The following is a 24,436-nucleotide window of genomic DNA, read 5'->3' as shown; positions in this document are numbered from 1 at the left end:
GGCTGCACACCTACAATCACCACCGCGGACACACCGCGCTCAAAGGCCAGCCACCCGCCAGCCGCGTCCCCAACCTCACGGGTCAGTACACCTAGGGCGCGTATCGAGTCGTGATCAAGGGGTGGTCCGGGTGAGGTCTTTGATCCAGATCATCGCCCCGTCCCGAAGGCGAACCCCACAGACCGATCACGACTCTTCCCCAGGGGCCTGCCGCGCCGGGTCAGCGGCTGGCGAGCTCTGAGAAGATCTCCACCAGTTCGGGCCGGTCGAGCGGGCCGACATGGGGTGCGGCGACGCTTCGCACGTCAGTCGGGTTGTCCGGAGTGAGGCGGTCGGCCTCTTCGATGAATCGGTCCTGCAACTCCAGTGGAATCAGCCGGTCGAGGGTGAAGCGCACATAAGTCCGGGGAATCCGGCCCCAGGTGTGTGCTTCGCCCCGGGCTTCAGCCGTGGGAATGCCGGCGGTCTCGTCCGGTTCGAGCGTGGCGAGCAGCCGGCTCACGCCTTCGTCGGTGAAGTCCGCGGCAAGGGCGTTCTTGACGCCGTGGAACACCGCGGGGTCGGCCGAGCGCCAGTTGAGCCGGCTCACCCCGAGGGCCGCCGGGTCGGCGACCATGGCGGCGGTCACCTGGCCGACCAGGCTCTCGCTGTTCTCCGGGGTTTCGAGATAGGCGGCCAGGTTCGGCAGGTCCACGCAGCAGTAGGCGGCGACGTAAACGACCCGATCGAGCAGGTCAGGGATGGCGTTGCCGACCCGGCTCAGGGTGACGCCGCCCTGGCTCATGCCGACCAGGATCACGGGCCCGTGGCGGCGGGCGCGGCGCACCACCTTCACGACGTGCTCGACGTAGTCGTCGATGGTGATCTCGGCGAGTGGCGACGGCTCGGTCGCCAGCGCTTCGAGGTTCTGCGGGGCCTGGTACGAACGGGGGTAGAACGCCTCCCGGCCGTGTCCCGGAAGGTCGACGGCAACACACCGGTGCCCGCGCAGGGTGAGTTCGCCGGTCAGGCCCGAAGCCCAGGCCGACGAGGAGTTGGTGCCGTGGACGAACACCAGGGTCGGCGGTCGCCGATCGGCGTCGCGGTTCGTTGTCATGGACGTTCTCTCCTCTGTCCGTTGGAAAGGCGGCGTTGAGTTCGCGGTCAACGGTGCGGTGGGCGCGACATCGGCCACAGGGGCGGGCTGTCCGCCACGCGAACCGGCTCGCCGAGATCCTCGAATCCGTGCCGCTGGTAGAGGGCGCGGCTGCGAGGCGAACTCGCCTCCAGATATACGGCCACCCCGTCGGCGTCGGCTCGCTCCAGTCGGTGCCGCAACATCGCAGAGCCGAGTCCAGCGCCCTGCCGCACGCTGAGCACCCCCATGCACGGGAGGTAGAGGTGCGGTTCGCGGGCGGGGTGCCGTGGGGCCAGCGCCTGGCCCAGGGCGAGCAACCGCGCGCCGTTCTCGCCGAAGACCGTCTCCTCGCCCGCCTCCGGCGCGTCCGGGTGCTCCTCATAGGGCGTCCGGCCCGCGGCCAGGCTCAGCCATACCGAGGCGCCCTCGCGACGGCCGGCCAGGTATGCCTCGGCGGCCGGATGGGTGAGCAAGGGGCGGTAGAAGTGCGCCTGGAGACGACCTCGTCGGCGCGCGTCGGGGAAGAGCCAGCAGGCGAGGGGATCGTTCATGAACGCCTCGGTCAGGACGTCCAGCACCGCCTGCTGGTCCGCGTCTTCCGCCCGCCGCACGGATGCGTACGTTGTATCAACAGCCATGCGTACACCGTAATGATGTTGTCCTTGAAGCAGCAGCACTCTTGGCGAAGGTTCTGGTGCCCAGCGCGCTAAAGTGAACTAGTGCTGGAGCTGGTGCACTAGTACATTCTTTGGTAGCCGGCGACCTCACCAAGAGATCGGGGATTCCTGTGCCGACGTCAGCACAGCGACCGGAACCGCCATACCGGCAGATCGTCGCGGAGATCCGTGCCCGGATCCTGACCGGCGACCTGCGGCCCGGCGATCGAGTGCCTTCCATCCGGCAGATCGCCCAGCGATGGGGTGTCGCGGTCGCGACCGCGACCAGAGCCATGGCCACTCTCCGCGACGACGGGCTGGTCGAGACGAAGGTCGGTGCCGGCACGGTGGTCAGCACCCGCACGGGTCAGAAGCGGCCGGTCGGCCTCACCACACCACTGGGACCGCGGCGGGTCAGCGCCCCCAAGCGGTCACTGAACCGGCAGCACCTTCTTCGCGCCGCCATCGCGATCGCCGACAACGAGGGATTCGACGCCGTATCCATGCGGCGACTCGCGGCCGAGCTGGGCGTCGGTCCGATGTCGCTGTACCGGCATGTGGCGACCAAAGACGAACTGGTGACGCAGATGACCGACGAGGTCTTCGGCGAACCGGAGCTGCCCGTCCCGGGGCCGGAAGGGTGGCGGGCCAAGCTCGAACTGATCTCCCGCCGGCAATGGCAGCTGTGCCGGCGACACCTCTGGCTGCCCAGGGCCGTCTCGTTCACTCGCCCGTTGCTCGTGCCCAACATGATGGCGCACACCGAGTGGACCCTGCGCGCACTCGACGGACTTGGACTGCCCATGACGACACGGATCCGAGAGGCACTCACGCTGCACGCGCTGGTCCTCACCGTCGCGCTGTCCATGGCGGATGAGGTCGAAGCCGAGCAGGAGACCGGTGTGACGCTCGACCGGTGGTGGCTGACACAGCGGGCCCGGGCCGACGAGCTCCTCCACTCCGGACGATTTCCGCTGCTGGCCGCGGTTACCGGGGAAGCGGTGTCGGACGTGGACGGATTGTTCGAGTACAGCCTTGCCCGCCATCTCGACGGTTTCGCCGCCCTGGTGGAGGGGCACGCCCGAACGAGCCCGTAGTCCTGTCCTCGTCAGAAGTGCTGAGGCAGGTTCGTGTCCGACGCGGTGGCCGGGCCGGCCGATCAGGCCGGCCCGGCCGGGCGCGGCGGGCCGGTGCCCGGGCTCCCCGGGTCAGCACACGCCCAGGACCGTACCGAGGTTCCCGCGCTGTGGGACTCCTGGCACACGCGCCCGGCGTCACCGGCACCCGGGACGCCGGCCGTAGCCACGGCGGTGGCGGGTCCAGGGCGCGGGGATGGTGACGAGGACCGGGCTGCGGGAGCAGTAACAGGCGTACGCGTACGCCTGTTCCGCGTCCACCGGTACGTGCGGTGCGGGCAGGTCCCGTTCGGGGCGGCCCGCCCACGCGTACAGGGTGCCCGGCACCAGCACGACGAGGCTGCCGGTCAGGGCGACAACGCCCCACAGGACGCGGTCGACTTCCCCACGCTCAACATCACCCCGCCGCCAGCACCGCCGCGACCACCGGTCCCGCCGCGTCGCCGCCGTGGCCTCCGGCCTCCACGACCGCCGCCGCGGCGAGGTCGTTGTGGTAGCCCGTGAACCAACTGTTCGACGTTTCCTGGCCGTCGACCTCCGCCGAGCCGGTCTTCGCGCCCTTTTCGCCGCCGAGCCCGGCCATCGCCTTCGCGCCCGTACCGCTCGTCGCCGTCAGCCGCATCATGGCGCGCAACTGCTGCGCCACGCCGGACGGCAGCGAGCGGGACGCCGTCGCGATCTCCCGGTCGTCCAGCGAGGGGGAGACGATGACCGGCTGCTTGAACGCGCCGTTCTTCGCGGTGGCCGTGACGGACGCCATGTTGAGCACGTTCATCTGGACCGTGCCCTGCCCGATGTACTGGGCCGCCGCCTCGCCGCCCGACGACGTCGGGATGGAGCCGTCGAAGGACGCGACGCCGGTCTTCCAGTTGTCGAGGCCGATCCCGAAGACCTCGGCCGCCTCCTTGGGCAGCGCGCCGTCGTCGTCCACGTCGTCGATCAGCTTGATGAAGGCGGTGTTGCAGGAGCGGGCGAAGCTCTGCGAGAACGGCCGGCCGTCGATGGAGAAGTCGTCCAGGTTCTTGAAGGTGCGCCCCATGTAGATCGCGTTCTTCGGGCACTCGGCGGTCCGGTCCGCGCCGATCAGGTCCTTCTCCAGCAGCATCGCCGCCGTCACGATCTTCAGGGTGGAGCCGGGCGCCTGCTTGCCGAGCATCGCGGCGTTGAAGCCGTCCTCGCGGTTGTTCGCCACGGCCAGGATCTCGCCCGTGCTCGGCTTGACCGCCGCGACGGACGCCTCGCTGAACTTCTTCACCGAGGTCTCGGCGGCGGCCTGGACGGTCGCGTCCAGCGTCGTCCTCAACGTGCCCTCCTTGCCCTCGGCGAGGGTCAGGAGGGACTCGTCGGCGGTGGCGTCGGGGCCGGTGGTGCCGTCCGCGCCCGTGTCGCTCCTCAGCATCAGCTCGATGCCGGCCGAGCCGCCCGCCTCCTTGCCGTACCGCTCGCGGAGCTGGTCGAGGACCGACCCGAGCGACGGGTACTTCTCCTTCGTCAGCTCGACGCCGTTGCGGTCGACCGCCTTGATGGGCGGTACGGACGCCTCCGCCGTTTCGAGGCGGGTGTCCTTCGTCAGCTTCGGGTGGATCACGGACGGCGCCCAGGAGACCAGCGGGCGGCCCGTCGACAGGCCGCGCACCACGGTCAGTTCCGAGGTGTACGTCCAGGGCTTGCTCTTGCCGTCCAGCTCGACCTTCGCCTTGACGGTGAACGGCACCTTCGCGCCGACCGCCGGGCCCGGAGTGATCACCGCGTCGGTGACATGGGCCTCGGTGCGGTACGCGCCGATGACGGGCGACGCGGCGGTCGGGTCGTTGGTGAGCTGCGCGATGCCCGCCGCGTCGCCGCCCTCCGCCCACTTGGTCAGGAAGTCCTTCGACGCCCGGTCGATCTCGGCGGCGCTCAGCGGTCCGGTCTTGACCTCGCGGGTCGAGGCCGACTTCGTCTCCGCGTCCGTGCCGCCGCCGGCCATCCCGTTGTAGACGTTGTACGCGCCGTAACCCACTCCACCGGCGAACACGAGAAACACTCCGCCTATGACGGCGGTCTTCGCTCCACTGCGCATGAGTGGCGGTCACCCCTCCCCAGGAGCCTCCTCGAACATCTGAACATGTTCAAGGAAGTCATCGACTCGGAACTCTACGGGACGGTTGAGTCACCGGAGGAGAGCGTTACCGGACTGCTACAGAGGCCCCGGCCGAGGCGCCGGGTGTCAGCCACCGCCGCGCGGCAGCGCCGTCTCCGTCCAGATGACCTTGCCGTGCGCCGTGTACCGCGTCCCCCACCGGTCGGCGAACTGCGCGACCAGGAAGAGCCCCCGCCCGCCCTCGTCGGTGGCCGCGGCGGCGCGCAGGTGCGGGGAGGTGGCGCTGGTGTCGGAGACCTCGCAGATCAGCGTACGGTCGCGCAGCAGCCGGACCCCGATGGGCCCCGAGGCGTACCGGATGGCGTTGGTGATCAGCTCGCTCAGCACCAGCTCCGTGGTGAACGCCGCCTCCGCCAGGCCCCAATCGGCGAGCCGGCGGCTGACCTCGGCGCGTACCGCGGCCACCGCCGCCGGGTCGTGCGGCACCGTCCACTCGGCGATCCGGTCCGCGTCGAGCCGGCGGACGCGGGCGACGAGGACGGCGATGTCGTCGCTCGGCCGGTCGGGGACCAGCGCGTGGAGCACCGCCTCGCAGGTGGTCTCCGGGTCCTGCCCGGCGCTTCCGGAGAGCGCGGCCCGCAGGTGTTCGAATCCCACGTCGATGTCCCACGCGCGGTTCTCGATGAGGCCGTCCGTGTACAGCACCAGCCGGCTGCCCTCAGGCAGCGTGAACTCGGTCGTCTCGTACGGCAGCCCGCCGATCCCGAGCGGCAGCCCGGCCGGCAGGTCCAGGAACTCGGTGCTGCCGTCCGGGTGGACGAGCGCGGGCGGCGGGTGTCCGGCGCGGGCCACCGTGCAGAGCCCGGAGGCCGGGTCGTAGACCGCGTACACGCAGGTGGCGCCGGTGACGGCGGTCCTGCCCTCGGACGGCCGGGCCGCGCCGTCCTCGCCGGCCCCTTCGGCGCCCTCCTCCTCTTCGTCGATCCGGCTGACCAGCTCGTCCAGGTGCCCGAGCAGTTCCTCGGGCGGCAGGTCGAGCGCCGAGAAGTTGGCGACGGCCGTCCGCAGCCGCCCCATCGTGGCCGCCGCGTGCACCCCGTGCCCGACCACGTCGCCCACCACCAGCGCCACCCGCGCCCCCGGCAGGGCCAGGACGTCGAACCAGTCGCCGCCCACGCTCGACTCCGCCGGCAGATAGCGGTAGGCGAGGTCGAGGGCGCTCTGCTCCGGCAGCCGGGCGGGCAGCAGGCTGTGCTGGAGCACGACCGCCATGGTGTGCTCGTGCGTGTAGCGGCGCGCGTTGTCGACACAGACGGCCGCGCGGCCGGCCAGCTCACCGGCCAGGGAGAGATCGTCCGGCTCGAAGGGATCGGGGCGCGGCGCGCGCCAGAAGTTGACCATCCCCAGCATGACGCCCCTGGCCAGCAGCGGAACCGTGATGAAGGAGTGGAACCCGTACTCCAGCAGCAGCTCGCCGCGCTCGGGGTCGTGCCGGCTCCAGTTGTGCGAGGAACGCAGATCGGTGGTGAGTACGGGCTCCCCGCGGGCCAGGCTCTCGCTCTGCGGGGAGAACGGCACCAGGCTGAAGGCGACGCCGACCCGGTAGAGCGGCGAGTCGTCCGCGACCCCGTGCACGGCGATCCGGCGCAGCGCCTCCCTGGCCGCGGGGCCCGGCTCCCTGCCGCTCAGTACCGGTTCCGCGAGGTCGACGCTGACGAAGTCCGCGAAGCGGGGGACGGCCACCTGGGCGAGTTCCTCGGCCGTACGCGTCACGTCCAGGGTGGTGCCGATCTGGGTGCTCGCCTCGTAGAGGAGGGCGAGCCGGCCGCGCGCCCGCTCGGCCCGCCCGGAGAGCGCGCGCAGCTCGGTGGAGTCGCGCAGCGTGGTCACCCAGCCGGCCGGCCCGCCGGCCCGGTCGGTGGGGCGGCGGTTGACCACGAGCTGCCGCTCCCCGGAGTTCACCACCTCGTCGTCGGCGACCTGCTCGGAGGTGAGCAGCCGCGCCGTCTCCGGGGCGAGCCCCAGATCCGACACGTACCGGCCCTCCGAGTCCGGGGGGAGGCCGAGGAGGAGGGCCGCCTCGTCGTTGACGAGCAGCAGCCGGCTGTCCCCGCCGACGATCAGCACGCCCTCCCGGACGGCGTGCAGGACCGCGTCGTGGTGCTCGTACATCCGGGTCATCTCGGCCGGGCCGAGCCCGTGGGTCTGCCGGCGCAGGCGGCGGTTCATGTACACCGTCCCGGCGGTGGTCAGCAGGAGGCCGCCGGCGGCCGCGCCGAGGAGCACCGGGAGCTGCTGTTCCACGGCGGTGCTGACCTTGGCGATGGTGATCCCGGCCGAGACCAGGCCGACGACCTTCCGGTCGGGGCCGAAGACCGGCACCACCGCGTACACGGCGGGGCCCAGGGTGCCCGTGTTCCTCGCGGTGAACGCGTGGCCCTCCTGGGCGGGCTTGAGCTCCCCGACGAAGTGCTGGCCGATCCGGGCCGGGTTGGGGTGGGTGTACCGGATGCCCCGCGTGTTCGTGACCACGACGAAGTCGACGCCGGAGAGCTTGCGCGCGGCCTCCGCGCGCGGCTGGAGGATCGCGGTCGGGTCGGGGGAGCGCAGCGCCGCCGCGATGCCGGGGGAGTTCGCGAACGTCCCCGCGACGGCGAGGGAACGGTTCGTCGCCTCCTGCTGGCTGTCGCGGTGGGCCTGGAGGACGACGGCGGTCGCGGCGGCGGCCACCAGCAGCAGCACGATCACGGCCTGGAAGAGGAAGACCTGCCCCGCGACGCTGCTGTTCCCGATCCGCGGCCAGGATCCGCCGCGCCACCAGGACCCGGCCCGCCACCAGGACCGAGGGCCGGTTGAGGGCCGGGGCTCGCCTGGGCGTCGGGCCAATCGGGCCATACGGACAGATCTACACCAGGATCCGGAGGGAGGCGACCGCTGTCCGGCCCCCGGATCCGCGCTCGGGGCTCCACCCCCGGCTCCGTACCGACGGCTTCGTACCGGCGGCTCCGTCTTCGGGTCCCTACCGACGGCTCCGCTACACCCAGGTGTCCAGCCACATCCGGTTGCGCCACGAGTCGAGCGGGATCGCCGTGCCCGTGTAGATCGGCCAGAAGTAGATGAAGTTCCAGACGATCAGCAGGACCAGCACCCCCGCGCCGACCGCGCCGATCGTTCTGCGCCGTTCGTCCGAGCCCTGCGGGCCCAGGATCGCGCCGATCATCATCGCCACCGCCAGACAGAGGTACGGGACGAAGACGACCGCGTAGAAGAGGAAGATCGTCCGCTCCTGGTAGAGGAGCCAGGGGCCCCAGCCGACCGCCACCGCGCAGGCGATCGCGCCGGCGCGCCAGTCGCGGCGGAAGAACCACCGCCACAGGACGTAGAGCAGCGCGAACGCGCCCGCCCACCACAGCATCGGCGTGCCGATCGCCAGGACCTCGCGGGCGCACTTACCGGCGGTCGACGCCGGGCAGCCGTCCTGGCCCGCGGCCGGGTCCTCGTAGAAGTACGAGACCGGGCGGCCCAGGACGATCCAGCTCCACGGGTTGGACTGGTAGGTGTGGCCGGACGTCAGGTTGATGTGGAACTGGTACACCTCGTACTCGTAGTGCCACAGGCTGCGCACCCAGTCGGGCAGCCAGGTGAAGTGGCCGCCCTTGCCCGCCGTCGTGGCCCAGTCCCGGAAGTAGCCCTTGTCGGTGACGATCCAGCCGGTCCACGAGGCGATGTACGTGGCGATCGCGACCGGCACCGTCGAGAAGAACGCCGGGACGATGTCCCGCTTCAGCACCGCCAGGTGCGGCCGTACCGCACCCGCCGTACGGCGCGCGCCGACGTCCCACAGGACCGCCATGACCGCGAAGGCGGCCAGGATGTAGAGCCCGTTCCACTTCGTCGCGAAGGCCAGGCCGAGCATCAGCCCGGCGGCCAGCCGCCACGGCCGCCATCCCAGGCGCAGCCCCTCCGCGACCGAGGCTTCGGGGCGCAGGACGCCCTCCTCCTCGTCCACCGGGAGCGCCGCCGCCAGGCGGGCTCTGGACCGGTCGCGGTCGATCAGCAGACAGCCGAACGCGGCCAGCACGAAGAACATCAGCACCAGGTCGAGCAGGGCCGTCCGGCTCATCACGAAGTGCAGGCCGTCCACCGCGAGCAGCGCGCCCGCCAGGCACCCCAGGAAGGTGGAGCGGAAGAGGCGGCGGCCGATCCGGCAGAGCATCAGCACGGAGAGCGTGCCGAGCACCGCCACCATGAAGCGCCAGCCGAAGGGGGTGAAGCCGAACATCTGTTCGCCGAGGCCGATGACCCACTTGCCGACCGGCGGATGCACCACATAGCCGGGGTCGGCGGGCACCGGGACGGAGGACGGGTCCCTCAGGATCGACGTGTCGACGTCCTTGGGCCAGCTCCCCTCGTACCCCTGGTTGATCAGGGCCCAGGCGTCCTTGGCGTAGTACGTCTCGTCGAATATCACCGCCTTGGGGTTGCCCAGGTTCCAGAACCGCAGCACACCCGCGACCAGCGCGACGAGCGCAGGGCCGCCCCACGCCGACCAGCGGACCAGCCGCTCGGCGAGCGGGGCCGGCACCCCGAGCACGGCCCACAGCCGGTCCGAGGGCCGGGTGTACGGCGGCACCAGGCGTTCGCGCAGGCCCGTCACCGGCCGCGGGGCATGGCCGAATCGGCGCAGCCGCTGAGGCCATGAGGGCTGCTTCTCGTCGGCGTCGTGCCCCTGGAGGGCTTCTGGCGCAGTACTGGTCACCGCGCCATCGTAGGGAACGCCGCTGTGCGAGGCGCGCGTCCCGTCCTGCGAGGATGGCGAATGTGACTGCGACACCTGGAACACCGACCCCGACAGCCGCCTCGACGACCGCCGCGACCGGCGCCCCGGCATCCCCCGGAACGCTGGTCCTCGCGGGCACGCCCATCGGCGATGTCACGGACGCGCCGCCCCGGCTCGCCGCCGAGCTGGAGAGCGCCGAGGTGATCGCCGCCGAGGACACCCGGCGGCTGCGCCGGCTCACCCAGGCGCTCGGGGTGCACACCCGGGGGCGGGTCGTGTCGTACTTCGAGGGGAACGAGTCCGCCAGGACGCCCGAGCTGGTGGCGGCGCTGACGGGCGGGGCGCGGGTGCTGCTGGTCACGGACGCGGGCATGCCGTCCGTCTCCGACCCCGGCTACCGGCTGGTTGCCGCGGCCGTCGAGCAGGGCATCCGGGTCACGGCGGTGCCGGGTCCCTCGGCCGTGCTGACCGCGCTGGCGCTCTCCGGGCTGCCCGTGGACCGCTTCTGCTTCGAGGGGTTCCTGCCGCGCAAGGCGGGCGAACGGCTGAGCAAGCTGCGCGAGGCGGCCGGCGAGCGGCGCACGCTCGTCTACTTCGAGGCCCCGCACCGGCTGGACGACACCCTCGCCGCGATGGCCGAGGTCTTCGGCGCCGACCGCAGGGCCGCCGTCTGCCGCGAGTTGACCAAGACGTACGAGGAGATCAAGCGCGGCCCGCTGGGCGAGCTGGCGGCGTGGGCGGCCGAGGGCGTACGGGGTGAGATCACCGTGGTCGTGGCGGGCGCCCCGGACCCGGTACCCGGCGATCTCGACGCCGACGAGCTGGTACGGCGGGTACGGGTGAGGGAGGAGGCGGGGGAGCGCCGCAAGGAGGCGATCGCCGCTGTCGCCGTCGAGGCGGGCGTGCCCAAGCGGGAGGTGTTCGATGCTGTCGTCGCGTCAAAAAACGCGGCGCGCACGGCCCCCGCGGAAGGTAAAGGACTATCGTGAAATGTAAAGCGCAGACCGCGTGCCGGGTCATTGGGACATGAGAAGGCCAAGACCCATCCAATAATCGACAGGCGCTGATGCGCTCCCGCCTTCGAAGGCGTCCACTGGGTCAGTGGAGAGGAGCTGGCATGAGTGAGATCACGGGCACAGCCGTAGTTCACGAGGCATATGCCTTTTGTTGCATGCGCTGTGGACACGGCTGGGAGCAGGCTTACGACATAGAGCATCATGTCGACGGCTCGGGCCAGAATGTCGTGGTGTACAAGACGGACGGGGTACGGGTTCCTTCCCCGCTCTCCAGCCCGAGCTGCCAGAACTGCGGCGGCCATGTCGTACGCATCATGAGGTCCGGACAGGTCTCGTCGGTCCGGGCGCTGATGACGGAGCAGCACCACCCGGCGAAGACCGCCAAGGCGGCGAAGGCCGCGCGTGCCGAGACGGCCGCGGTGACGGCCGGGGACAAGGGGGGCGCGGGCGCGGAAGGGCAGCCGGGCGAGGAGATACCCGCCCAGGCGCCGGGCGGCGAGATATCCGCCGGATCCGCCGGGAAGCCCGCCGAGGGGCACCACCACTGGCACCTCTCCGACCTGCTGCACCCGTTCCAGCACCACCACCGCCCGTGAGCGCGCGGGGCCGGCCCCGCGCGCCGGATCCGTCCGGATCCCGGCCGGCCGGCCCCCCGTAGGATCGCGTCCATGAGTTCGAAGCAAGCCCCGCCGCCGCTGCCCGATCCCCTTCGGGTGGCGGTCGCGGACGCGCACACCCACCTGGACATGCAGGAAGGCACCGTCGCCGAGGCCCTGGAGAAGGCGGCCTCGGTCGGTGTGACGACGGTGGTCCAGGTGGGGTGCGACCTCAAGGGATCGCGCTGGGCCGCCGAGACGGCCGCGGCGTACGACAGCGTCCACGCGGCGGTCGCGCTGCACCCCAACGAGGCGCCGCGCATCGTGCACGGCGACCCCGACGGCTGGTCGCGCCAGGGCGCCCGCGCGGGCGGCGGCGACGCGGCGCTGGACGACGCGCTGGACGGGATCGACGCGCTGGCCGCACTGGAGCGGGTACGGGCCGTCGGCGAGACCGGGCTCGACTATTTCCGTACGGAGCCCGAGGGCCGGGCGGCGCAGGAGCGCTCGTTCCGCGCCCACATCGAGATCGCCAAGCGCCACGGGAAGGCGCTCGTGATCCACGACCGTGAGGCGCACGCCGACGTGCTCCGTGTCCTGGCGGAGGAAGGCGCTCCGGAACGCACCATTTTCCATTGTTATTCCGGCGACGCCGAAATGGCCGAGATTTGTGCCGCCGCCGGTTATTACCTGTCCTTCGCTGGAAATGTCACCTTCAAAAACGCTCAATTGTTGCGTGACGCGCTCACCGTAGCGCCGCTCGATCTTGTCCTGGTCGAGACCGACGCACCTTTTCTCACCCCCGCGCCCTTTAGGGGACGGCCGAATGCCCCCTATCTCATTCCCGTCACCCTGCGGGCCATGGCGGAGGTGCGCGGGATCGGCGAGGACGCGATGGCGGAGGCGATCGCGCGGAACACGGCCCGGGCGTTCGATTACTGAACCGCCGCTGAACCGCCGCTGAATCGCTGTCGGGGGCAGGGATCGCACGCGCGTGCGCATGGGTACGCTGGGTAGCTGAGCCGCTTTGGAGAGTGACCGAAGCTCCGCTAGGGTCCGGGTGCATCCCGCACCGGATCCCGTGGAGCGTCGTGAGCAATGCACAGGGCAGTCACCGTGCGACACGCGGCGGGCGCCGCGCTCCCTCCCGGCGCCGGGCACCCGCCGCCCCCGCCTCGACACCCGAAGCGCTGCGCCGGCTGCTCCCGCAGGCCCTCGTCGTCGCCTTCCTCGCGGGCGGCACCTCCGCCTTCCTCGTCCACGACAAGGCCGTACGGCTGAGCGTCGACGGCGTACCGCGCACCATGCACACCTTCGCCGGCGACGTCGGGGAACTCCTCGCCCACGAGGGCGTCGCCGTCGGCGCGCACGACATCGTCGCCCCCGCGCCCGGTGCCCCGCTCGACCACGGCGACGAGGTCGTCGTCCGCTACGGCCGCCCCGTCCTGCTCACCCTCGACGGGCAGCGCCGCCGCGTCTGGACCACGGCCCGCACGGTCGAGGGGGCGCTGCGCCAGCTCGGGGTGCGGGCCGAGGGCGCGTACCTCTCCGTGTCGCGCTCGGCCGCCATCGCCCGGCACGGCCTGGCGCTGGACGTACGGACCGAGCGCGCCCTGACCTTCCTCGCCGACGGCCGCGAACACCCGCTGCGTACGAACGCGGCGACCGTCACCGAGGCGCTCGCCGAGACCGGGATCACCCTGAGCGGCCAGGACGCCACCTCCGTACCGGGCGACAGCTTCCCGCGCGACGGCCAGACCGTCACGGTCCTGCGCGTCACGGCGGGCGAGGAGACCCACGAGGAGGCCGTCCCGTACGACACCGTGCGCACCGAGGACCCGGCGCTCCCGCGCGGCACGGAGGTCGTCGACCAGCGGGGGCACCAAGGCGCACGCCGGATCACGTACGCCGTGCGCACCGTCAACGGCGTACGGCACAAACCCCGGCGCATCCGTACCGAGACGGTGCGCGCGCCGGTCGCCCAGCGGGTCAGGGTCGGTACGAAGGTGCCGCCGGCGTCCGTCGCGGGCGCGGACGGGCTCAACTGGGGCGGGCTCGCCGCCTGCGAGTCGGGCGGTCGGCCGGACGCCGTCGACGCGTCGGGGAACTACGGCGGGCTCTACCAGTTCGACACCGGGACCTGGCAGGCCCTCGGCGGCGGCGGACGGCCCCAGGACGCCCCGGCCGCCGAACAGACCTACCGCGCGAAGAAGCTCTACGTACAGCGGGGGGCGAGCCCGTGGCCGCACTGCGGCCGTAGGCTGACCGGGTGAGCACCACTGAGCCCGACGTACCGGACGCCCCCTCCGGCGTCCCTTCCGACGCCCCTGCCGCCCCTCCCGCCGCCTCCGACGCCCTGCTGGGGCCCGCGGAAGTCCGCGAACTGGCGGCGGCGCTGGGCGTACGCCCGACCAAGCAGCGCGGCCAGAACTTCGTCATCGACGCCAACACCGTCCGCCGGATCGTCCGCACCGCCGAGGTGCGCCCCGACGACGTGGTCGTGGAGATCGGCCCCGGGCTCGGCTCGCTGACCCTGGCGCTGCTGGAGGCGGCGGACCGGGTGACGGCGGTGGAGATCGACGACGTCCTCGCGGGCGCCCTGCCCGCGACGATCGCCGCCCGGATGCCGGAGCGCGCCGGACGCTTCGCGCTGGTGCACTCGGACGCGATGCGGGTACGGGAGCTGCCGGGCCCGGCGCCGACCGCGCTGGTCGCGAACCTGCCGTACAACGTCGCCGTACCCGTGCTGCTGCACATGCTGGAGCACTTCCCGACCATCGAACGCACCCTGATCATGGTCCAGGCCGAGGTCGCCGACCGGCTGGCGGCGGCACCGGGCAACAAGGTGTACGGGGTGCCGTCGGTGAAGGCCAACTGGTACGCGGACGTCAGGCGCGCGGGCGCGATCGGCCGGACCGTCTTCTGGCCCGCGCCCAACGTCGACTCCGGCCTGGTCTCGCTCGTACGCCGGACGGAGCCGGTGAAGACGACGGCGTCCAGGACGGAGGTCTTCGCGGTCGTCGACGCGGCCTTCGCGCAGCGCCGCAAGACCCTGCGCGCGGCGCTCGCGGGCTGGGCGGGCTCGGCCCCGGCGGCGGAGGCGGCGCTGGTCGCGGCGGGTGTGTCGCCGCAGGCGCGCGGGGAGTCGCTGACGGTGGAGGAGTTCGCGCGGATCGCGGAGTCGAAGGGCGCCGCGGAACCGAGGGGTGTGGCGGAACCTAAGGGCGCCGCGGAGTCGAAGGGGGCCGGCGCGTGACCACTTCCGAGCGGGCACGGGTACGGGTACGGGTCCCGGCCAAGGTCAACGTCCAGCTCGCCGTGGGCGCGGCGCGCCCCGACGGCTTCCACGACCTGGCCAACGTCTTCCTCGCCGTCGGCCTGTACGACGAGATCACGGTGACGCCCGCGGACACGCTCCGCATCACCTGTGAGGGCCCGGACGCCGCCCAGGTCCCCCTGGACGCGACGAACCTCGCGGCGCGCGCCGCGCTCGCGCTGGCGCGGCGGCACGGCATCGATCCGTCCGTCCACATCCACATAGCCAAGGACATCCCGGTCGCGGGCGGCATGGCCGGCGGCAGCGCGGACGGCGCGGGTGCCCTGCTGGCCTGCGACGCGCTCTGGTCGCTGAATTCCTCGCGCGACGAACTTCTGGCGATCTGCGCGGAGTTGGGCAGCGACGTACCGTTCAGCCTGATCGGCGGAGCGGCGCTGGGCACCGGCCGGGGCGAACACCTCACGCCCCTCGACACCGGCGGCACGTTCCCCTGGGTGTTCGCGGTCGCCGACGGCGGGCTCTCCACCCCGACGGTCTTCCGGGAGTTCGACCGCCTCACCGCCGGCACCCCCGTACCGCCCCCGGCCGCCGACCCGGAGCTGCTCGACGCCCTCCGTACCGGCGACGCCACCGCCCTCGCCGCCACCCTGTCGAACGACCTCCAGCCCGCGGCCCTCGCCCTGCGCCCCTCCCTGGCGGACACCCTGGCGGCGGGTACGGCGGCGGGCGCGCTGGCGGCCCTGGTCTCGGGATCGGGGCCGACGACGGCGTTCCTCGCCAAGTCCCCGGAAGCGGCGGACGAGGTGGCCGAAGCCCTGCTGGCCTCGGGGACCTGCCGTACGGCCCGGGTCGCGACCTCACCGGCCGAGGGCGCGACGGTGCTGGAACACACGGGCCCCGGGCGTATCTGACGCGGCGTTACGGCCAACCGTAGGCAGTTGTCCGCCAATGGCTCAAGATCCATTGCGTCGGATGGCAGGGCGGCGCGGGGTGCCGGAGTCTGGCGGCGGGTGGCCGCGGTGTCAGGGCGGCCACCCGCCCCCTGACGACAAGGAGTTCCATGCCTGTTCTCCGCGCGCGCCTGCTGCCCGTCCTCACCGGAATCGCGGCCCTGGCGGGCCTGATCGCCCTGGAGCCCGGCCCGCCCCCCGTCGCCGCCACCCCCGTTCCCGTCGCGGCTGCCGCGCCTGCTCCCGCCCCCGCCGCCGCTGTCACGCCGCAGCCGCAGCACGGCGCGGGACCGGCCATCGCGGCGGCCCCCACCCCGCCGATGCCGGCCCCCGAGCCGCCGTCGCCCGGCAAGCCGTCACCTCCGCCGGTGCCCCCGGCCAAGCCGGTGCCCTCCGCCCCGGGGACCGACCCGTGCGGAGCGATCAACGGCATCCCGGCGAGCCAGGCCTGCTCGGGCGTGGGCAAGAACCAGACGGCCAACGACACGTGCCAGTCGGCGAGTTTCCACGACTGCAGCACACCGATGACGGGTCAGGCCCAGGGCACCTGGCAGAAGGACCAGAACAGCCAGGCCCAGGCCCAGCAGGACTTCCACGCCGTACCCCGTGACCAGTCCGCCGCGGCCGGCACGGCGCAGCTGTGCCACTCCTCCTCCGGCATGCGGGAACGGCTGAACGACACACAGGTGATCGTCCCCCCGTCCACCTGGTGGGCCTGCTGACCCGACGGGTCCGCTGTCCCGACGGGTCCGCTGTCCCGACCGGTCCGCTGACCTGATGGGTCCGTCGGCCAACCCGCCCGGCCCCGCGCCCGGACGCGGGGCGCCCCGCTCCAGACCAAGGAGGCATCCGTGCCACGACGCCGTGCCCGACGACGCTGCATGACCGCCCTGCTCGGCGGTTCGCTCGTCCTCACCGCCCCGCCCGCCCCGGCCGCCGCCGCCGAGCCCGTCGCCGCCCCCGTCGAGAACGCCGATCACGCGGAACCCCTGGTGGCCACGGGGACCGCGACGAAGCCCCCGGACCGGTGGACGGCGGTGCAGACCCAGCTCCTCTCCGCGCCCGTCGCGGGCCACCCGGACAAGCTCCAGGCGACCGCCCTGAACCGTGGCCCGAGCCCGAACCAGGGCACCCTGTCCACCCGGCTCTGGCGGGTGCAGAAGGGCGCCAAGGTCACCGTGTCCTGGGACGACAGCCCCAGCTCCCTGACCGAGTGCAAGCCGGACGAGGTCGCGAACGGGCAGCTGTACGACGTGACCGCGGCGGGCACGGCGAGCGACCGGCCCGCTTCCTTCACCACGAAGAGCACCGAACCCGGGAAAGCGAACTGGCTCCACGGCCCGCAGCGCCGGTCGTACTCCTTCACGGCCGGCGAGAACAACCCGAAGATCGCCTTCGCCTCCAGACCGGCGGACAAGGCGTCCAAGTGCGGCCCGCAGCTCACCCGGTTCACCGCGACCCAGGAACCCGCGCCCGTACCGTACGACGACAAGAAGCCACGGCTGCCGATGCCCGAGGCGTACAAGGCGCACGAGCCCGTCCCGCCCAAGGACGTCGTGACGGCCTGCAACTCCGCGGGCGCCTGCCGCTTCGAGAAGGACGACCGCTACTCCTTCCGCTACTACGACCGGCCCCGCACGGTCGGCCAGGCGTACATCAACTGCACCCGGAACCCGATCACCGATCAGCGCCCGATGAACTGGGAGGAGTTCCCCTACGACAACCTCACCCAGTACTTCGTCAAGGAGGAGAAGAAGCCGCTCAACCCGCGCGACCCGCTCAACAAGAGCCTCAGCGAGATCGCCGCGCAGATCGAGACCGGCTTCACCGGCTCCGACGGCAACCCGCTCGCCATGGCCACCACCAACCCCCTCCTGTGGAACCGCAAGGAGGACCGCACCCTCACCGTCACCGTCCAGCCCGGCGAGGTGAGCTGGATCGAGGTGCAGGCCGCCCGCGAGCGCACCGTCGGCACCCTGGTGCACGACAAGAACGTCATGCGCCTCGACATCACGCTGGACGTGCCGTCCGGGTCGTTCGGCGACCGCTTCTACCAGCGCACCGGCCCGATGAGCCAGGTCGAACTGACCCGCTGCGCCGACGCCCGGGACAACGCGCGGACCCCGGACAACACCATCGGCGCCCCGACCCTGCGCTCCGGGAGCCCGGCGCCCGGACTCCTGCCGGTCACACGGCGCCCGTAACTCCGTACGACCGCATTCGTAGCCTCGTACGTACGACGAGAGGGAAGGGGGACCGGACGCGAAGTCGGGTCCCCCTTCCCTCTCGGTCTCCCTTTCCGTGTCGGTGGGATCAGCCGGTCCGGCGCCACGTCCCGTCGCGCTCCAGGACGTACTGCCCGGTGAGGCCCCTCGTCCCGGAGCGCGGGGCCGCCCGCCGGACGCTCCTCGGCTCGTCGTCGGGCTGGCGGGCCTGGGCTCCCGAGGGCCGCAGCGTCTGGCACTTGTCGGGGTTGGTGAAGGTCTGCGCCACGATGGTGGAGGAGTTCACCGTCGAAGGACCGTCCACCGTCACGTTCTTGACCAGCTTGCCCGTGCCGTCCACGACGAGGTCGCCGACCGTACGGGTCATGGCGTTCAACGCGCCGAACTGAAGCTCGTCATTGGCCTTGACGGTGAACGTCACCTGCGTCGTCTCGGTGTTGGTCATGGACCAGGTGTGGTTCCAGGTGCCCTTGAAGGCCGCGGTGAAGGCGCCCCGCAGAGCGAGGTGGATATTGCTCTTCGACGCCACGGTGGTGCTGCCCATCTCCGTCATCTGCTCGGTGGTCGTGGACGTGTGCTCCACGGTGGCACTGGAGGTCGCCGTCCCCTCGACCGTGGTCTCCTGGTTGGGACCCTTGTCCTTGGGCGCGGTGTGATTGGTGGTGCCGAGCTTGGCGCTCCCCGTCTGGGTCGCGCTGGCCTTGTCGCTCTCCTGCTGCGTCTGCTGCGCGGTGACCTGCCCCGTACCCGACCCGCTGACCTCGTTGTCGGTCGCGGCGGTCCCCTCGATGGTGCCGCTGCCGGAGATCTCCCCGCCGATGTTGTCCGTACTGCTCGACTGGAGCGCGACCGTACGGGAGACGGTCATCGGCTCGTTCGTACAGTTGATGGCGCCGTTGGCCACGGAGTGGACGGCACTCGTGAACTCACGCGAGCGGGCCGGATCGATCCGGAAGGAACACGCGTAACGCTGGGTCTGGCCGCACAGCCCCGTCACCTCCGACACCGTCGGCAGCGCCTTGTCCCGGTCGAAGGCCCGGGCCCTGGGCATCTCCTCCGCACCGGAGGCGACGGCGGCGGGCAGGTTCACGGTCAGGGCGAGGGCGGACAGCGCGGGAAGGACCACGGCGGTACGGCGGACCAGCCGCCCCCGGGCACCGGAAGGTCGTGCGTGATGGACCATGGAGCTCTCTCCTTGTCATCGCCCGGACCCGGGGAAGCGCTCCGTCCGGATGATCCGTCAGGACGACACGCCACACCGGTTCCGGGCCGACTTCACCACGGGCGTCGTGCCCGGGGCCGGTGGGGTCATCGTCGGTTCCCCGGACGGGTGTTGCGACCGCTGATCACTTAATTCTCCGCCAATCGGGCCGCGCTGTAGGGCATTTGGGTGGTCGGCCGCCCTCGGGCGGCCACACCGCTCCACCCGCCGCACGGACTCGTGCCACGGTGTCGCCCGGCGGCGCGATCACACCGTCGCCTTCCTTCAGCACAAGGAGTTCGGGGCATGGCCAAGAAGAAGACACGGCTGCGGGTCAAGAGCATCTCGGGCCACGTCGTCGGTGCGCGGGGCACGGCCGTCGCCACCCTCACGAGCGTGCCCGACGGCGAGCCGATCGAGGGCGAGGAGATCCACTTCTACACCGGGAACGGCAACGAGGAGCTGGGCTCCGCGATGACGAACGACCGTGGCGAAGCGGAGTTCGAGAGCGGCAACACCTACGGCGCGCCCCTGACCTGGGGCTCAGCCATCGTCTACGGCTACGCGGCCGACTACCAGGGCAGCGCCGAGTACCTGTCCCACCCCAAGGTGAAGGCGGCGATGAGCCCGTCCGTATGACCGGCGGCACACCACGGGGCGGCAGCAGACGCCCGCCGACCAGGCCCACCCCGGTGGCCCCCGGCGCACCGCTGCCGCCCCTTTTCCGCGTACGGCCCCCTCCTGGCCCCGATCGCTCCTTGGCGTGAGGCGGTCAGAGCTGCTTCTGCTCGACACCGGGCGGGAGGAGACAGGGGGTGGTGACGATCAGTACGAGGAGTTCGTCGTTGAGATCCTCTGCAGAGACGGACTGGTGATCCCGTGGGTGCCTGGCGTCCACCAGATTGGCCGGGTCCTTGCTGGGATCCGAACGGTAGCCCTGGATCTCGAAGCCCTTTTCCTTGAGTGTGTCTCTGATCGCGCGGACTGCCTCAGCGTGTTGAGCCTTGGGCAGTTTGGCGCGCACACCGTAGTTGAGGGAGAACCGGCCGTCATCGGCGGATTCGCCGTTCTTGCCGATGCAGTTGGTGAAGCTTGCTGCGGGCACTTCGGGGTCGGTCTCGGGCTGGATCTCGGCCTTGGCCGTGCGGGCCATGGATTCGGTCCAGTGCCTGGCCCATTCCTCCGCCTTTTCCTTGCTCATCCTGGGGAGAGGATCGTTGATTTCGTCGTCGGACATACCGCAGCCTCCCAGCAGCAGGGCCAGAACCAGAGCGGTCGTGCTCCGGCGCAGTCCAGGTGAGAAGACAAGCCGTTGCACAACCATCAGCTTGCTCCTTCATTCTTCGGTTCTTTGCCGACGATAATGCGGCCCTGGTTGTTCAAACTGTCGCTACCGTCGTTCCAGTAGCCGCTGTGGGTAGTGGTATCCACGTACATCCTCTGGGCGCCGAACCCGGACTCTTTGGGGTCGGCGCCGAGCGTGAGGTCGGAGGTCCAATTGGAGACCATGTCATCGGGGGCGGCGCCTACCCAGAGGCGTTTCGGGTCGACGTGGAGCTGATCCGCACGGTCGACCGTCAGTCCCGGGCTTCCGAGGATCACCATGTCGTCCGCATCCAGCCCGTCGCCCCCGGCATCGGCGGCGCCGGCGGTCGTGGAGCCGTAGCTGTGGGCGAGGACGGTCAGATGGGTGCGCTCGCCTTCATGGGCAGCCCGGAGGCCATGAGTGAAGCCGCGGAGGTCTTCGGCCCCGTCCTGTGCCCGCCCATCGGTGGCGATCGCCGGATTGAGTTCGGGGTCAGAGGGGTCGAAATTGGCTTCAGGAGCGTTGTAGTCCAGCCAGGAAATAACGGAGACGTCACTCGGGTTCCCGTCGTACCTGAGTGTTGCCGCTTTCTGTAGTTTCTCCACCCGGTCGATCTGACTGCCCACGTTGTCCAACTGATTGCTCGTACCCGGTACCTGCACAGCCGTGTGCCTTGCCGTGTCCGGGTTGCCGACGGAAACGATCGCCCGGCCGTCCTTCTCGGTGCTGAAGCCGAGCAGATACAGCTGCTTATGGGCAGGGGCGGTGTCCGTCCTGTCCAAGCGGTCCTTGAGCGCGTTCAGTGAGCGGTAGCTGTTTCGGTCGTGGTAGCCCAGCTCCCCCGCCCGCAGCGCGTAGTCGTTGAGCCTCATGTCCAGCACGGTCCGGTTGGCGTGGTCCCGGGCCGTCGCCGGCAGGCCGTCCAGAGGGCCGAGCTGGTCCGGGAACGCGGCCAGGTAGAAGCGCTGGTCGTTCTCGTCCAGGCCGGCCCACCATTCCGCCGCCTTCTCCGGGTCCTTCCCGTCCGGGACGTCCGTCCGGCTGATCCCGGCGAACTCGGCCACCCGGGCGGCGTCCTCCTGGGCGTTCGCGCCGCCGTACCGCTTGTCAAGGTCGAACGGGTCGATCTGGTGCAGGAGCCCGGCCGCCTCGGAGCTGGCGGTCGCGGCGTCGGTGAGGGCTCCGTCGATACGGGCGCGGAAGCCGGCGAGCCCGGCGTTGGCCTCACTCTGAAGGCCTTCGTAGTCCGGGTCGTTGCGGTACTTGGGGTCGAGGGCCTGTTTCGGCTCCACCCACCCGTCGGCCCGGACCGTGTGCCCCGCTGCCTCTGCGTCGGCCACCGCGTTGCGCAGCCTGCGCTGGGCCGCCCCCATTTTGGTCTCAAAGGTGTCCAGAACGGTGGTGATCAGCTGGGCGTCGAGTTGCGCCGTGCCCAGCTTGCTCTCGGTGGCCTCCATCGCCTCCAGGCCATAGGTGGCGCTGAGGCCTGTCCACCCTGCCTTGTGGAGCGGGCCTGTCACCCGCTTGCCGCTGTCGGTCCGGGTCTTTCCCAGCGCCTCTGCGAGCTTCTTCCAGGAAGAGACGGCGGCTTTCAGATCCGAGAAGTCCTGCTTGAACAGCCGCGTGAAGTTCTCCGTCATCGCGGCCGCCTCACCAGCCCCTGAAGGAGCTGAGAACTTCCTGTTCCATGATGTCGCGGCCATTCGCGAGCATGCGCAGCCCCTGCGCGTGCTGGGAGAGGTCGTCCCGCAGGGCGCCGAGTGCGCTGCCCCAGCCTTCGCCGGTCTCCTCCATGCGGGGGCCGACCGTCCAGTCACCGAAGGAAGCCGATGCGGTGGCCAGATCGTCCACCGCCTTCTTCAGGAGCGGCTGGAGATCCGTTACCAGTGTGTCCGCGGCCCCGGCGGAAGCTCTCAGCTCACCTGCGGAAATATTAAGATCGTAAGCCACGCGTTTCCTCCCCCTTCGATGCGCGTACCGCGACTGTGCCGTACGGCGGGATCTTATTTACCAGAGTGTTCCCCCGAGCAAAGAGCGGCCGGGAAACGGGCGCGGCGGGCGCAAATCGCCACAGACCGCCGTTGCTCTCGGGGCGACTACGCTGGTACGTCGATCGACCCTCGGTCGAGATTTCCCCCGTACAGGAGCGTTGATGGCCGTCAATCTGGTCAATGTCGAGGCAGTCACCAAGGTGTACGGCACCCGTGCGCTGCTCGACGGTGTCTCTCTCGGCGTCTCCGAGGGGGACCGGATCGGCGTCGTCGGGCGTAACGGCGACGGCAAGACCACCCTCATCCGGATGCTGGCCAAGCTGGAGGAGGCCGACACCGGGCGTGTCACCCACAGTGGCGGGCTGCGGCTCGGTGTGTTGACGCAGCACGACTCGCTCGACCCGGCCGCCACCGTCCGGCACGAGGTCATCGGCGATCTCGCCGACCACGAATGGGCCGGGAACGCCAAGATCCGCGATGTGCTCACCGGGCTCTTCGGCGGGCTCGACCTGCCCGGGTTCCCGCAGGGGCTCGACACCGTCATCGCGCCGCTCTCCGGCGGTGAGCGGCGGCGGATCGCGCTCGCCAAGCTGCTGATCGGCGAGCCGGAGCTGATCGTCCTCGACGAGCCCACCAACCACCTCGACGTCGAGGGCATCGCCTGGCTCGCCGAGCACCTGCGCGCCCGCCGCTCCGCGCTCGTCTGCGTCACCCACGACCGGTGGTTCCTGGACCAGGTCTGCACCCGGATGTGGGACGTCCAGGGCGGGACGGTGCACGAGTACGAGGGCGGTTACTCCGACTACGTCTTCGCCCGCGCCGAGCGCGAGCGCATCGCGGCGACGGAAGAGGTCAAGCGGAAGAACCTGGTCCGCAAGGAGCTGGCCTGGCTGCGCCGGGGCGCCCCCGCCCGTACGTCCAAGCCGCGCTTCCGTGTCGAGGCGGCCAACGAGCTGATCGCCGACGTGCCGCCGCCGCGTGACACCTCCGAGCTGATGAAGTTCGCCAACGCGCGGCTCGGCAAGACGGTCTTCGACATGGAGGACGTCACCATCCAGGCCGGCCCCAAGGTGCTGCTCACCCACCTCACCTGGCAGCTCGGCCCCGGCGACCGGATCGGCCTGGTCGGCGTGAACGGCGCGGGAAAGACCTCCCTGCTGCGGGCCCTCGCCGAGGCCGCGCGCAGTCAGGGCGACGTCCAGCCCGAGGCCGGGAAGGTCATGGTCGGCAGGACGGTGAAGCTGGCGTACCTCTCCCAGGAGGTCACCGAGCTGAAGCCGACCCTGCGAGTGCTCGAAGCGGTCCAGCAGGTACGGGACCGGGTGGACCTCGGCAAGGGCCGGGAGATGACCGCCGGGCAGCTCTGCGAACAGTTCGGCTTCACGAAGGAGAAGCAGTGGACGCCGGTCGGTGACCTCTCCGGCGGCGAGCGGCGCAGGCTGCAGTTGCTGCGGCTGCTGATGGACGAGCCGAACGTCCTCTTCCTCGACGAGCCCACCAACGACCTCGACATCGAGACGCTCAACCAGTTGGAGGACCTGCTCGACGGCTGGCCGGGCTCCATGGTCGTCATCTCCCACGACCGGTTCTTCATCGAGCGGACCACCGACAAGGTGATGGCGCTCCTCGGGGACCGCGCCCTGCGGATGCTGCCGCGCGGGATCGACGAGTACCTGGAGCGCCGCCGCAGGCTCGTCGAGACCGCGGTTCCGGCGTCCGTGTCCGCCTCGCCGGCCGGGCCGGTGGACGGGGGAGCTGTTTCGGCCAAGGACAACCGTGCCGCGAAGAAGGAGCTGCAGAAGATCGAGCGGCAGGTCGCCAGGATGGACGGTCAGGAGAAGACCCTCCATCAGCAGATCGCCGATAACGCCACGGACTTCGCCAAGGTGGCGAAACTGGACGGGCAGCTCCGTGAACTCAAGGCCGAGCGCGACGAGTTGGAAATGCGCTGGCTGGAGCTGGCGGAGGACGCGTAGGGGAATGCGTAGAGACGGTGTGCAGAGCGCATAACGAGCGCGTCACGGGCCGGTCCTCCCTTGGGAACAGGGGCTGGACCGGCCCGTCCCGTACAGCGGTCCGAGTGATACAAAGAAGCCCCGCTC

21 protein-coding genes are annotated in these 24,436 nt (G+C 71.0%); 11 read left to right on the top strand and 10 right to left on the bottom strand.

Annotation, left to right across the window (positions count from 1 at the left end):
* Positions 1 to 220: 220 nt before the first annotated feature.
* Together ACFXPL_RS26215 and ACFXPL_RS26210 are read right to left on the bottom strand one after the other, a co-directional pair.
* On the bottom strand, positions 221 to 1,096 hold the full coding sequence (locus ACFXPL_RS26215; protein WP_384924073.1) for an alpha/beta hydrolase: 876 nt from the start codon (positions 1,094 to 1,096) through the stop codon (positions 221 to 223).
* A 47-nt stretch (positions 1,097 to 1,143) separates the two neighbouring features.
* Positions 1,144 to 1,755 carry a GNAT family N-acetyltransferase gene (locus ACFXPL_RS26210; RefSeq protein WP_384924071.1) on the bottom strand — a complete coding sequence of 204 codons (612 nt, stop codon included), beginning with the start codon at positions 1,753 to 1,755 and terminating at the stop codon, positions 1,144 to 1,146.
* 149 nt (positions 1,756 to 1,904) lie between these two features.
* On the opposite strand from ACFXPL_RS26210, the gene ACFXPL_RS26205 reads away from it, so the two are divergent.
* Complete coding sequence (locus tag ACFXPL_RS26205) at positions 1,905 to 2,870, top strand: GntR family transcriptional regulator (protein ID WP_384924069.1); 966 nt, start codon at positions 1,905 to 1,907, stop codon at positions 2,868 to 2,870.
* Between the two features lie 177 nt (positions 2,871 to 3,047).
* Here the strand turns inward: ACFXPL_RS26205 and ACFXPL_RS26200 are convergent, their stop codons facing one another.
* The 4 genes from ACFXPL_RS26200 to ACFXPL_RS26185 all read right to left on the bottom strand — a co-directional run bounded on the left by ACFXPL_RS26200 (position 3,048) and on the right by ACFXPL_RS26185 (position 9,751).
* Positions 3,048 to 3,236, bottom strand: coding sequence for a hypothetical protein (locus ACFXPL_RS26200; protein WP_384924067.1), 189 nt, complete (start codon positions 3,234 to 3,236; stop codon positions 3,048 to 3,050).
* A gap of 70 nt (positions 3,237 to 3,306) precedes the next feature.
* Positions 3,307 to 4,971: a penicillin-binding transpeptidase domain-containing protein gene (locus tag ACFXPL_RS26195; RefSeq protein WP_384924065.1), complete on the bottom strand. Its 1,665-nt coding sequence runs from the start codon at positions 4,969 to 4,971 to the stop codon at positions 3,307 to 3,309.
* 147 nt (positions 4,972 to 5,118) lie between these two features.
* Positions 5,119 to 7,887, bottom strand: coding sequence for a SpoIIE family protein phosphatase (locus ACFXPL_RS26190; protein ID WP_384924063.1), 2,769 nt, complete (start codon positions 7,885 to 7,887; stop codon positions 5,119 to 5,121).
* Positions 7,888 to 8,026: 139 nt separating this feature from the next.
* On the bottom strand, positions 8,027 to 9,751 hold the full coding sequence (locus tag ACFXPL_RS26185; RefSeq protein WP_384924061.1) for a dolichyl-phosphate-mannose--protein mannosyltransferase: 1,725 nt from the start codon (positions 9,749 to 9,751) through the stop codon (positions 8,027 to 8,029).
* Between the two features lie 143 nt (positions 9,752 to 9,894).
* Between ACFXPL_RS26185 and rsmI the strand changes: the two genes are divergently transcribed.
* The 8 genes from rsmI to ACFXPL_RS26145 all read left to right on the top strand — a co-directional run bounded on the left by rsmI (position 9,895) and on the right by ACFXPL_RS26145 (position 17,815).
* The gene (gene rsmI, locus ACFXPL_RS26180) at positions 9,895 to 10,761 is read left to right on the top strand and encodes a 16S rRNA (cytidine(1402)-2'-O)-methyltransferase (protein WP_384924086.1); all 867 of its coding nucleotides are present in this window, start codon (positions 9,895 to 9,897) and stop codon (positions 10,759 to 10,761) included.
* A gap of 128 nt (positions 10,762 to 10,889) precedes the next feature.
* Positions 10,890 to 11,384: a hypothetical protein gene (locus ACFXPL_RS26175; RefSeq protein WP_384924059.1), complete on the top strand. Its 495-nt coding sequence runs from the start codon at positions 10,890 to 10,892 to the stop codon at positions 11,382 to 11,384.
* A gap of 72 nt (positions 11,385 to 11,456) precedes the next feature.
* The gene (locus ACFXPL_RS26170; protein ID WP_384924057.1) at positions 11,457 to 12,326 is read left to right on the top strand and encodes a TatD family hydrolase; all 870 of its coding nucleotides are present in this window, start codon (positions 11,457 to 11,459) and stop codon (positions 12,324 to 12,326) included.
* 134 nt (positions 12,327 to 12,460) lie between these two features.
* Positions 12,461 to 13,657 (top strand): ubiquitin-like domain-containing protein, encoded by a 1,197-nt coding sequence (locus ACFXPL_RS26165; RefSeq protein WP_384924083.1) that lies wholly within the window; start codon positions 12,461 to 12,463, stop codon positions 13,655 to 13,657.
* 83 nt (positions 13,658 to 13,740) lie between these two features.
* Entirely contained in the window at positions 13,741 to 14,640 is a 900-nt protein-coding gene (gene rsmA, locus ACFXPL_RS26160) for a 16S rRNA (adenine(1518)-N(6)/adenine(1519)-N(6))-dimethyltransferase RsmA (protein ID WP_384924081.1), read from the top strand.
* Positions 14,637 to 15,572: a 4-(cytidine 5'-diphospho)-2-C-methyl-D-erythritol kinase gene (locus tag ACFXPL_RS26155; protein ID WP_384924056.1), complete on the top strand. Its 936-nt coding sequence runs from the start codon at positions 14,637 to 14,639 to the stop codon at positions 15,570 to 15,572. The genes rsmA and ACFXPL_RS26155 overlap by 4 nt, the downstream gene beginning before the upstream one ends.
* A gap of 149 nt (positions 15,573 to 15,721) precedes the next feature.
* Entirely contained in the window at positions 15,722 to 16,333 is a 612-nt protein-coding gene (locus tag ACFXPL_RS26150) for a hypothetical protein (protein ID WP_384924054.1), read from the top strand.
* 129 nt (positions 16,334 to 16,462) lie between these two features.
* Positions 16,463 to 17,815, top strand: coding sequence for a hypothetical protein (locus ACFXPL_RS26145; protein ID WP_384924052.1), 1,353 nt, complete (start codon positions 16,463 to 16,465; stop codon positions 17,813 to 17,815).
* 109 nt (positions 17,816 to 17,924) lie between these two features.
* Here ACFXPL_RS26145 and ACFXPL_RS26140 read toward each other — a convergent pair whose 3' ends face one another.
* Complete coding sequence (locus tag ACFXPL_RS26140) at positions 17,925 to 19,019, bottom strand: hypothetical protein (protein WP_384924050.1); 1,095 nt, start codon at positions 19,017 to 19,019, stop codon at positions 17,925 to 17,927.
* Between the two features lie 324 nt (positions 19,020 to 19,343).
* Between ACFXPL_RS26140 and ACFXPL_RS26135 the strand changes: the two genes are divergently transcribed.
* The gene (locus ACFXPL_RS26135) at positions 19,344 to 19,676 is read left to right on the top strand and encodes a hypothetical protein (protein WP_384924048.1); all 333 of its coding nucleotides are present in this window, start codon (positions 19,344 to 19,346) and stop codon (positions 19,674 to 19,676) included.
* Positions 19,677 to 19,809: 133 nt separating this feature from the next.
* Here ACFXPL_RS26135 and ACFXPL_RS26130 read toward each other — a convergent pair whose 3' ends face one another.
* Genes ACFXPL_RS26130 through ACFXPL_RS26120 form a run of 3 tightly spaced genes read right to left on the bottom strand, consistent with a single transcriptional unit; the run spans position 19,810 to position 22,293 of the window.
* Entirely contained in the window at positions 19,810 to 20,361 is a 552-nt protein-coding gene (locus tag ACFXPL_RS26130) for a hypothetical protein (RefSeq protein ID WP_384924046.1), read from the bottom strand.
* Entirely contained in the window at positions 20,361 to 21,983 is a 1,623-nt protein-coding gene (locus ACFXPL_RS26125; RefSeq protein WP_384924044.1) for an alpha/beta hydrolase, read from the bottom strand. Before ACFXPL_RS26125 ends, ACFXPL_RS26130 begins: the two co-directional genes overlap by 1 nt.
* 10 nt (positions 21,984 to 21,993) lie before the next feature.
* Entirely contained in the window at positions 21,994 to 22,293 is a 300-nt protein-coding gene (locus ACFXPL_RS26120; protein ID WP_384924042.1) for a hypothetical protein, read from the bottom strand.
* A 202-nt stretch (positions 22,294 to 22,495) separates the two neighbouring features.
* On the opposite strand from ACFXPL_RS26120, the gene ACFXPL_RS26115 reads away from it, so the two are divergent.
* Positions 22,496 to 24,310, top strand: a complete 1,815-nt coding sequence (locus tag ACFXPL_RS26115) for an ABC-F family ATP-binding cassette domain-containing protein (protein ID WP_384924040.1) — start codon at positions 22,496 to 22,498, stop codon at positions 24,308 to 24,310.
* The last annotated feature ends 126 nt before the right edge of the window (positions 24,311 to 24,436 follow it).

Origin of the sequence: Streptomyces sp. NPDC059092, from assembly GCF_042756365.1 — a bacterium.
GTDB lineage: Bacteria > Actinomycetota > Actinomycetes > Streptomycetales > Streptomycetaceae > Streptomyces.
Note: the sequence above shows the minus strand (reverse complement) of the source record. Positions and strands in the feature narration are given on the sequence as shown.

Coding starts and splice junctions, on each gene's coding strand:
- ACFXPL_RS26170 (WP_384924057.1), top strand. CDS start 11,457: ATGAGTTCGAAGCAAGCCCCGCCGCCGCTGCCCGATCCCCTTCGGGTG.
- ACFXPL_RS26195 (WP_384924065.1), bottom strand. CDS start 4,971: ATGCGCAGTGGAGCGAAGACCGCCGTCATAGGCGGAGTGTTTCTCGTG.
- ACFXPL_RS26190 (WP_384924063.1), bottom strand. CDS start 7,887: ATGGCCCGATTGGCCCGACGCCCAGGCGAGCCCCGGCCCTCAACCGGC.
- ACFXPL_RS26210 (WP_384924071.1), bottom strand. CDS start 1,755: ATGGCTGTTGATACAACGTACGCATCCGTGCGGCGGGCGGAAGACGCG.
- ACFXPL_RS26140 (WP_384924050.1), bottom strand. CDS start 19,019: ATGGTCCATCACGCACGACCTTCCGGTGCCCGGGGGCGGCTGGTCCGC.
- ACFXPL_RS26175 (WP_384924059.1), top strand. CDS start 10,890: ATGAGTGAGATCACGGGCACAGCCGTAGTTCACGAGGCATATGCCTTT.
- ACFXPL_RS26215 (WP_384924073.1), bottom strand. CDS start 1,096: ATGACAACGAACCGCGACGCCGATCGGCGACCGCCGACCCTGGTGTTC.
- ACFXPL_RS26115 (WP_384924040.1), top strand. CDS start 22,496: ATGGCCGTCAATCTGGTCAATGTCGAGGCAGTCACCAAGGTGTACGGC.
- ACFXPL_RS26135 (WP_384924048.1), top strand. CDS start 19,344: ATGGCCAAGAAGAAGACACGGCTGCGGGTCAAGAGCATCTCGGGCCAC.
- ACFXPL_RS26125 (WP_384924044.1), bottom strand. CDS start 21,983: ATGACGGAGAACTTCACGCGGCTGTTCAAGCAGGACTTCTCGGATCTG.
- ACFXPL_RS26130 (WP_384924046.1), bottom strand. CDS start 20,361: ATGGTTGTGCAACGGCTTGTCTTCTCACCTGGACTGCGCCGGAGCACG.
- ACFXPL_RS26150 (WP_384924054.1), top strand. CDS start 15,722: ATGCCTGTTCTCCGCGCGCGCCTGCTGCCCGTCCTCACCGGAATCGCG.